Source organism: Phytobacter sp. MRY16-398, from assembly GCF_003925915.1.
GTDB lineage: Bacteria > Pseudomonadota > Gammaproteobacteria > Enterobacterales > Enterobacteriaceae > Phytobacter > Phytobacter diazotrophicus.
The window spans coordinates 337,249-346,455 of sequence record NZ_AP018756.1; the positions used below are offsets into that span (position 1 = coordinate 337,249).

Genomic DNA, 9,207 nt, shown 5'->3' on the forward strand with positions numbered 1-9,207 from the left:
CGGTCGTAGCCCGGACAAGGCGCTTGCGCCGCCATCCGGGAATTACCCTCGGTATGGGGTATGTCAAACCCCTTCCACTCCATATTCCTTCATCTTACGCCACAGCGTTGTCGGGCTTATCCCCAACATCACCGCGGCTTGTGATTTATCGCCGCCGGTACGTTTCATCACCGCACCAATCAGCTTCTGCTCCTGCTTTTTCAGCAAATCCACGTCACCGGGCTGCGGGACGATGTCTTCATCATCAGCAGACACTGACATATGGCATAGCGACTGCAGCGCATCGACATCCACAACGTGCATATCAAACAATACAATCAACCGTAAAATCACCGCCTGTAGCTCCCGGATATTGCCAGGCCACGCGTAGCTGTTGAGAAAATCCACCGCTTCATCAGTGAAGCTCAGTGCTTTGTTATGTTTTGCCAGCAGGTCTTCAATAATCAGCATCACATCGCCGGTTCGCTCTCTGAGTGCAGGCAACTGTAGCGTAAGGACATTAATGCGATACCAGAGGTCCTGGCGAAACTCACCGGCTGCCACCTGTGCGCCCAACTCTTTATTACTGGCGGTAATTAAGCGGAACCTGGCGCTGATGAGGGAGTCGCCGCCCACCCGGCTGAACCGCTTTTCCTGCAAAATGCGCAGTAGCTTGATTTGCACCGGGAGCGGCGCTTCGCTGATTTCGTCAATAAAGACAGTGCCATTCATCGCCATCTCGAAAATACCCGGCTTACCGCCCCGACGCGCATTGGTGAAGGCGCCATCGGCATAGCCAAACAGCTCGCTCTCTAACAGACTTTCAGGAATGGCGGCACAGTTAATGGCAATAAAGGGTTCAGCGCTACGTGGACTGGCGTGATGAATACTCTGGGCAAACAGCTCCTTACCGGTGCCGGTATCTCCCAGAATATTAATGGGAAGATCGTGAGCGGCGTAGATTTTGGCCCGGGCTATCGCGGCTTCCATCACCGGGGATTGCCCGATAATGTCGGCAAATGAATACGTGGTGGTAAAGCCTTTGTGGTCACTCTTTTTGCTGGTGCGGGAAGAGGACCAGCCGTTATGTTCCTGCTTGCTACCAGTGATGACGGTATAAAAGCCGTGCTTATTGGAAAAGTGCTTCACCGCAATATTGACCGTCTCGCCGTCAATCTCGATAGCATGCTCTTTGATATCTATTTCATTGATGATGCTGCCATAAATGCTTTTGAAGGCCTCTTTTTTAAAGATTTTATCCCCAATATTGCACTGAAATAACGCAAAGCCACGGGCATTGATATGGATAATTTCCCCTGACTGGTCCAGACACATAATGCCCTCATGCGACTGATTAAGCGCAGACCAGGACATGGTTAACTTCATGTTTTCATTGTTAATGTACTTCAACAGGCTTTCAGCGACATCCAGCGCCTGTTCAATAGAAATATTATCGGTATCGCCCATGATGACATTCAAATCATACTTCTTCGCCATCTCTGCGACGGTCAGGCCGCCAATCACTAACTGGTAATCGTTATCCGCCAGGTTTTTTACGACATTCTCGATATCATAGTGGTTGTAAACCTGACAGATTTTGAAGTCTTCGTTCGTCATATTTTGATAACGACGCAGCACATTACAGAACTGCGGAAAGCCTACGGCGGCAATCTTCTGCGATTTTTTCCGCGCCTCCTGCAGAATGCGATAAATACCGTGCAGCTCGTGGGTGATTTCGATAACCGGAATAGAAAGACTGTTGCGTAATAGCGCTGCCGTACCGCCCCGGCTAATGATGATTTTGGTGCCACCCGCAACAAGCTGCTGCGCTTTTTCCACCACGTCAAAATAGTGAAACTCGTAAACGGGGATGTCGATCTTTCTTTCGATAAGCACGTTGGATATGCGCTGGGTGATAGTTTTTGACACCGAGAAAATCGCAATTTCGTTATTTTTCATTGGTTATCCAGAGTGATCGATTTATGCGGGAGTCATCATATCCTCACGCTCTTTACGCCACAAAGCGCTGCCTGGCAAAACGAAAAAAGCCTGCGCATTTGCGGTGCGCAGGCAAAAGACAGACACACTGCCTTCTCTTTTAAAAACGCTGTCGGCGATAGACTATTTGCCCATTACTGATGGTGGCGCAGTTATCGATATAACGGTCACCTTCCAGTTGTGTTCCTTTGGTATCTTCAAACACGATCTTTTCTTTACGCAATTTCACGATGGCGATATCGGCAAAGGCCCCCGGCGCAAGCGTGCCGATCTGCCCTTCCATTTTCATCAGGCGTGCGGGGGTGCGGGTCACCGCGCGAACCACATCGAAGAACGACATCCCCATGTTGAGATATTTCGACATAATAAAAAGCAGGCTGAATACCTTGTCCGTGCGCAGGCTATTACGTAGCGTCAGGTCGGTACTAATGATATCCGGGTTAAAGCCCTGTTCCATGGCGTTGCGGGCTACCGTGAAGTCAAAATGGGCCACACCGTTAGAACAGTCGAAAATCACGCCGCGTGCTTTGGCCTCCTTGATGGCAGGGAACACCTCTCCGCTTTCCTTGAGGATGGCATTACCCGTGCCGTGGAAACAGTGGGCATAAATATCATCGGTCTGGAAATGGCCGATCAGCTCATCTGCGGGCAACCGGGAGTCGGTCACATGGACACAGAGGGTTGTTTTAAGCTCTCGTGCCAGCGCCACGGCGGCATAAAATGGATCGCTACTAAAATTGCGCCCGGTCGCGATATCCTGGCTGTAACGCAGTTTTAATCCAAGAATGTTGTCGCGGTTCTCATTCAGCGTCTGGCTGATTTTCTCGACGTTGTAGTTCGCCGGGTTGGTATTTTCCAGATACCCCGTCGGCCCACCACCCAGCGTGGAGAGCCCTACATTTACCACGTTCAGGTAGCTTTTGATGCGCGTCTGCGCCGTATGAATGACGCTGTTGCGAAACAGTTTATAGTTAACCCAGCCGCTACTCCCGGCGTCCACCACACTGGTTACGCCGTTGGGCAGGCATAGCACATCCGGGTTAACGCTGATGGCGGTGCCGCCGTGAAAAACGTGGGCATGGAAATCAATCAGCCCAGGAAGAACAATACAGCCTGCCGCATCGATGACGGTTTCCGCCTGGCTGTCGGCGGTATGCAAATCCACAATACGATTGCCGACAATACCGATGTTCTGGTTGATGTAACTGCCGCTATCCAGGTCAGCCACCAGACCATTTTTAATCAGAATATCCAATTTCATTTCGCGCGCTCCTTAATCAGATACCGATCATTTTCCAGTAAGGAATACCAATCAGGAAGAAGACCAGGACGTTAACCAGCACCATGATGGTGCCGAGTAGCCAGAAGGTTTTTTGCGGAACATAACCGCTGGAGAAGGTAAACACCCCCGCACCGTTGCCGTAGTGAGTGAGCAGCGCCCCGTACCCCGCAGAGAAGGCCAGGGACAGCGCGACATACATCGGATGTGCCTGAGTGGTCATCCCAAGGGTAAAGAGCACCGGATAGAACGACACAACGAAGGCGCTGTTCGACACGAAGAAGTAACGTACCGCGAGGCTGATAAACACCAGCACACCCAGGGCACTTATTTCACTCAGTTGTGACAGGTCGAGGTAGTTTTTGATCACATCCACCAGGTAGACGTAGAAACCGCCTTTGGAGAGCGCGACCGCACACCCGTAAAACGCGCCGTACCAGACGAAGGTCTGCCAGGCCGATTTTTCGCTGACCACATCGTTCCAGCTCAATACGCCGAACAGCAACAAGCAGGCGAGGAAGGCGAGACCGACTGGAATAAACTCAATCCCGGTAAGGGAGCCGGTCATCCAGCCGATAATGCCCAGCAAAAAGAAGACGATCAGTAGCTTCTCTTCGCGCTTGACCGGGCCGAGCTCCTGCAACCCTTTGGTCGCGATTTCGTTAACGTTGGTAATGGTTTTCAGCTCAGGCGCATAGAGCTTATAGAGGATCCAGGGCGCGGCTAACAGCACAATGCCCGCCGGTACGATGGCGGCTTTGAACCACACCATCCACTCGAGATTGACGTGCATTATCTCGTTTGCAAGCGAGACGGTAATGGAGTTGGTCGCCATCCCGGTCAGAAACAGGCTGGAGGTACCCATCGACACCACATACATCAGGATCGTGAGATAGGCGCCAATCTTGCGGCTGCCATCATCCGGCTTTGAACCCAGCGCTTCGGCGATATTACGGAAAATGGGGTAGGTGATGCCGCCGGAGCGCGACATGTTCGAGCCGGTTGCCGGAGCGAGCACGGTGTCTGTCACCATCATCAGGTAGCCCAGCGTCAGGGTATTTTTGCCATAGCGCTGAAGCAGCAGGTAGGCGATACGTTTGCCTAACCCCGTGATCACGAAAGCCTTACAGATAATAAAAGCGCTGATGATAAACCACACCATCGGACTACCGAATCCGGCGAACAGCGGGCCTGGTTCAATCACCAGCGAGGCGAAACCGAGGATGATGAGCATGATGACAGCGTCGGTAAACGGGCGCAGGACCAGCCCGCACAGCATCGCCAGATAGATACCGACCATTTCCCAGGTCTGGGCAGAAACGCCTTCCGGGTGAGGAATAACCCAAAACAGAATGGGAAAAAAGATAATGGGTAAGAGTTTAAGATAAAGCATTTTACATTACCTGTATTTAATAGCCGCACGCCGTCACACGACGTGCAGCATTTCATTATTTGCACGAATTAGCGGTAGACGTCGTCAATAAACTCAACGCCTTTTTCGTCTAATGATTTTCTTACCCATGCGCGGTTGGCGGTGCCGTTCTTCGCCGCTTCCACTTTGCCCGCATCAAATTTGGCGTAGTCGGTGGCTTTGTCGAGCAGGGCTGCTGCATCGTTCAGCGGTATGACGATCACACCGTCAGCATCACCCACAATTAAATCACCCGGACAGACCGCCACGCCGCCTACGGCGATGGGTGTGTTCACTTCACCCGGCCCTTCTTTAAACGGACCTGCCGGGTTCGAACCGGTGGCGAAGAGAGGGAAGTCCAGTACGGACAGGGCATCGATATCGCGGATCGGACCATCAAGCACGATACCGGCGATTTTTTTGGTGTAGTGGGCATAAGCCACCATGATTTCGCCCATCAACGCACGGGAGCGATCGCCTTCGTTAGAGACCACGATGACATCATTTTCCGTTGCCATATCCAGCGCGGCGTGCAGCATCAGGTTGTCGCCAGCGCGTGCTTTCACCGTAATGGCATAGCCCGCCATGACCGGCTTCTTCGGTGATGAAATACGTTTAATACCATTGCCGAGGACCGCAATACGGTTCATGGTGTCGGCGATATTCGCGGCGGGCAGTTTCTCGTAATGTTTTAATAACTCAACGTCGAATGCCGGACGTTTGGTGAAAATGCGATTACCGATAGACATGATTTTCTCCTTAAAAACCCGGCACCGGCCAGGACGGTTTTTTACCTGATAACACTTCATCGATACCAATAGCGGAGTGCAAAGAGGCGCGGTCAGTCGCTTCTTTTGTGGCCGCGCCGATATGCGGACCAATAACGATATTGCTGAGGGTGAAAATCGGATCGGCGGGGTCGAACGGCTCTTTTTTCAGCACATCGACACCCGCACCGGCGATGGCGTGCGTTGAAAGTGCGTGGTATAGCGCTTTTTCATCGACCAGTTTGCCGCGTGCGGTATTAATGAAATACGCGGTCGGTTTCATCAGCGAGAACTGCTTTTCGCCAACAAAATCGGTGGTTTCCGCCGTGGTAGGGCAGTGCAGGGAGACAAAATCGCTCTCTTTGAAAATTCGTTCAAAGTCACTGGTTAACTCAACGCCTTCCGGCACCTGGTCCTGCGTTTTGTACGGGTCATACGCGATGACTTTCATATTGAAGCCATGCAGGGCTTTGATGGCGACACGGGAACCAATGTTGCCCACGCCGACCAGGCCTACGGTTTTACCGTCCAGCTCTACTTTTGGCGTGCGCAGTTTTGCCCAGTAGTAATCCTCAAGCATTTTCTCTTCGACCAGCTTGAAATTACGTGAACAATGCAGCATGTAAAAAATGGCCAGCTCGGCAACAGACATACTGTTAGCAATCGGCGCGTTTAATACGGTCACACCGTGGCGTTTGGCCGACTCCAGATCAACTGTGTCATAACCGGCACCATGGCGGGCAACAACTTTCAGTTTTTTCGCGGCTTCAAATACGCGATCGGACATTTTTGAAAGGCGAACAATAATACCGTCGCACTCCGGAATATCACGGATGATATCTTCTTCTTCCATCCCGGAACCTGTAATAAGTTCATAACCCCGGCTCTCAAGATATTCTCTCCCTTCCTGCATGATTTCTTGTGGAAGTAAAATTTTATAAGTCATCTGACGCTCTCCATTGTTGTTTGGCACTGATAATTGCAGATGGCGTGCCAGGGGCGTTCCTGATGAGTTAAATTATTTTTAACAATATGATATTTATGTCTTTTTTATTTTTTGTTATTTTTGTGTGATATTCTTATTGGTGATGCTAATCACATATTTAAAGCCAGTGGAAAACACATCTATTTCATTTTGAAATGCATGAATTTCATTTTTAAATGTCAGATCGCGGCGTTATCACACTATTTTTTATGACGTCTTTTATGCGCTAATTTTATTGACAAGGAAGCTTTGCGTGATAATTATACTGGCTAACAGGTTCGCTCATTGAGTAAACAGTAATGGCAATAAATCATGACTCTCGAATTAATGAATGCATTTCTTTCTGCGGTGCGTAGTGGAAACATACCCGCAGCCGCCGGTTTTTTAGGTATTAGCCAGGTCTGTTTATCTGAACGTTTGCAAATGCTGGAAAATAATATTGGTTTTACGCTTATTCAACGCGGAAGGAGTATTCGATCGGTGATATTAACCGAAAAGGGTAAACAGTTTTATGCGTTATCGGCGAAGATTATGGCCGTACTCTATGAGGTGGAAAATATTAAATCACCACTCCGGCAGGATTGAAAATGCGCTGGCAAGGTTCTGCGCACAATGATGTGCAAATGCCGCATTAGAAAGCGTAAATGTTGTAATAAGGCACTAACACCGTTTCAGCCAGACTGACTCTTCATGGCAAAACCCCTATACTGCCAAAAAACATAAAAAATCATTCATTTTTACGGTGATACGGGCAGGGTAACGGATGGAAACGACGAATTTTCTGGGGCAGCTTACGCAGCAGATGATCCTGTCTGCGCCTTTATTTTCCTTAATTGCGTTGGGTTATTGTCTTGGGCGTTTTGCCGGCTGGCCGGAAGCCGCCAGTGGGGTATTTAACCGCTTCTGTTTTTCGATTGCCTTGCCCTGCATGTTATTTAAGGTCATGAGCAAGTTCTACCAAAGCCCGCCGGTGGATATGCGCTTGCTGATCGCCTATTTCGGCAGTTGCCTGTTGATCTACATTGTCGGGCGCATTGTCGCAAAAAGCCTGTTTGGCCTTGATGCCATCTCGGCATCGGTATTTGGCCTTGGGGGTATTTTTTCCAATAACGTAATGCTCGGGATCCCGGTCGCGGTGATTTTGCTGGGGCAGGCCAGCCTCGCCTCGGTCGCGTTGGTACTGGTGTTTAACAGCCTGATTCTGTGGACGCTGGTAACTGTCTCGGTGGAGTGGGCGCAGAGCGGCAGTTTTTCCTGGAAAGGCATCGGCAAAACGCTGGTCAACGTGCTGCGTAATCCGCTGATTATCGGCATTTTTTCTGGCTTTGCCTGGAGCGCAACTCACCATACCTTGCCGCAATTTATTGATGGCCCCGTCAGCATGTTAGGGCAAATTGCCGCGCCGTTAACCCTGGTCACGCTGGGCATGAGCCTCTCGCATTACAACATCAGCCAGGGGCTGCGGGAAAGCGCGGCTATCTGCCTGATTAAACTGGTGTTGATGCCTGCGCTGATTTGGGCGCTCGCTTACGCACTGCATCTGCCGCAGCAGGAGAGCCAGGTGGTGGTTTTACTGGGGTCAATGGCGGTGGGGATAAACGTCTATCTGATGGCGCAGAAATTCAAAGTGCTGCAAGGGGCGACGGCAACCAGCATGTTGATTTCCACTCTACTTTCTACCCTGACTACGCCAATGCTGATGATCCTGATGAGCCGCTTCTATCCGGCATGGCCGTAAACTCTCCCGGCAGGGCACACCGCGTGCCCTGCCAGAAACGCGTTAAAGAATGTCATCCACCACGCCGCCGTCAACGCGCAGCGCCGCGCCTGAGGTCGCCGATGCCTGAGTCGAGCAAACGTAGACCACCATGTTCGCCACTTCTTCAACCGTCGCTGCCCGCTGAATAACGGAGCTGGGACGGTGAGCCATCACAAACTCTTTCGCCAGCGTTTCCAGTGACTTGCCAGTTCTTGCCACTTCGTCCTGCATCATGGCGGCAAAGCCATCGGAAAGGGTCGGGCCGGGTAACACGCTGTTGACCGTCACGCCACTACCGGCGACAAACTTCGCCAGCCCGCGCGCCAGCGAGAGCTGGGCCGTTTTGGTCACGCCGTAATGAATCATATCGGCAGGAATGTTGCGCGCCGATTCCGAGGAGATAAAGACCACGCGGCCCCAACCTTTTTTCACCATCGCTGGCAGCAACGCGCGGGAAAGACGCACGCCCGACATCACATTGGTTTGCCAGTAATTTTCCCAGGTCGCATCATCGGTGGCATAAAAATCCTGCGGCCCGTAAATCCCGGCGTTATTGACCAGGATATCGGCATCCGTTGCCGCGCTTAATAAGGTTTCAACCCCCTCTGCCGAACTCAGATCGGCAATGGCGGTACGCACTTTTGCGCCCGGTACACGCTCATTCAGCGCCTGGAGCGCTTTATTCACTGACGCCTCGCTACGTCCGTTGAGGATCACTTCCGCACCGCTTTCGGCAAGCCCCGTGGCTATGGCGAAACCAATGCCACCGGTCGAGGCGGTGACCAGTGCGACTTTCCCACTCAGATCAATTTTCATCCTCTGCTCCTTCATCTTAATGTGGATACGATGGAATAAGCGTAGCACTTAGCCTGAACAGCGACGTTGGGACGAACATCCTGGGTTATACAAAAGAATACATTCACAAATAACGCCAATATTGCTTAGCTGATATTTTGATATCGATATGAAAATAGAAGAAATAGAGATTATTGTTTTTAATTTTTATTTTTGTAGCATGGTGAGATAAAG

At 50.9% G+C, this 9,207-nt stretch carries 8 protein-coding genes; 2 read left to right on the forward strand and 6 right to left on the reverse strand.

Translation table 11 applies throughout. The features are described from left to right. Window positions 1-63: 63 nt before the first annotated feature. The 5 genes from MRY16398_RS01545 to MRY16398_RS01565 all read right to left on the reverse strand — a co-directional run bounded on the left by MRY16398_RS01545 (window position 64) and on the right by MRY16398_RS01565 (window position 6,380). Window positions 64-1,938 (reverse strand): sigma 54-interacting transcriptional regulator, encoded by a 1,875-nt coding sequence (locus tag MRY16398_RS01545; protein WP_125123763.1) that lies wholly within the window; start codon window positions 1,936-1,938, stop codon window positions 64-66. Window positions 1,939-2,077: 139 nt separating this feature from the next. Further along, window positions 2,078-3,238, reverse strand: coding sequence for a metallo-dependent hydrolase (locus tag MRY16398_RS01550; RefSeq protein WP_108700501.1), 1,161 nt, complete (start codon window positions 3,236-3,238; stop codon window positions 2,078-2,080). Window positions 3,239-3,254: 16 nt separating this feature from the next. After that, complete coding sequence (locus MRY16398_RS01555) at window positions 3,255-4,649, reverse strand: DASS family sodium-coupled anion symporter (RefSeq protein WP_079496980.1); 1,395 nt, start codon at window positions 4,647-4,649, stop codon at window positions 3,255-3,257. Window positions 4,650-4,717: 68 nt separating this feature from the next. After that, the gene (locus MRY16398_RS01560; RefSeq protein WP_071194983.1) at window positions 4,718-5,416 is read right to left on the reverse strand and encodes an RraA family protein; all 699 of its coding nucleotides are present in this window, start codon (window positions 5,414-5,416) and stop codon (window positions 4,718-4,720) included. A gap of 10 nt (window positions 5,417-5,426) precedes the next feature. After that, entirely contained in the window at window positions 5,427-6,380 is a 954-nt protein-coding gene (locus tag MRY16398_RS01565) for a hydroxyacid dehydrogenase (protein WP_071194982.1), read from the reverse strand. 351 nt (window positions 6,381-6,731) lie between these two features. On the opposite strand from MRY16398_RS01565, the gene MRY16398_RS01570 reads away from it, so the two are divergent. Beyond that, window positions 6,732-7,004, forward strand: coding sequence for a LysR family transcriptional regulator (locus MRY16398_RS01570; RefSeq protein ID WP_071194981.1), 273 nt, complete (start codon window positions 6,732-6,734; stop codon window positions 7,002-7,004). Window positions 7,005-7,182: 178 nt separating this feature from the next. Beyond that, window positions 7,183-8,157, forward strand: a complete 975-nt coding sequence (locus MRY16398_RS01575) for an AEC family transporter (protein WP_107224403.1) — start codon at window positions 7,183-7,185, stop codon at window positions 8,155-8,157. Between the two features lie 42 nt (window positions 8,158-8,199). On the opposite strand, the gene MRY16398_RS01580 is transcribed toward MRY16398_RS01575, so the two are convergent. Further along, window positions 8,200-8,994: an SDR family NAD(P)-dependent oxidoreductase gene (locus tag MRY16398_RS01580; protein WP_079496984.1), complete on the reverse strand. Its 795-nt coding sequence runs from the start codon at window positions 8,992-8,994 to the stop codon at window positions 8,200-8,202. Window positions 8,995-9,207: the final 213 nt, after the last annotated feature.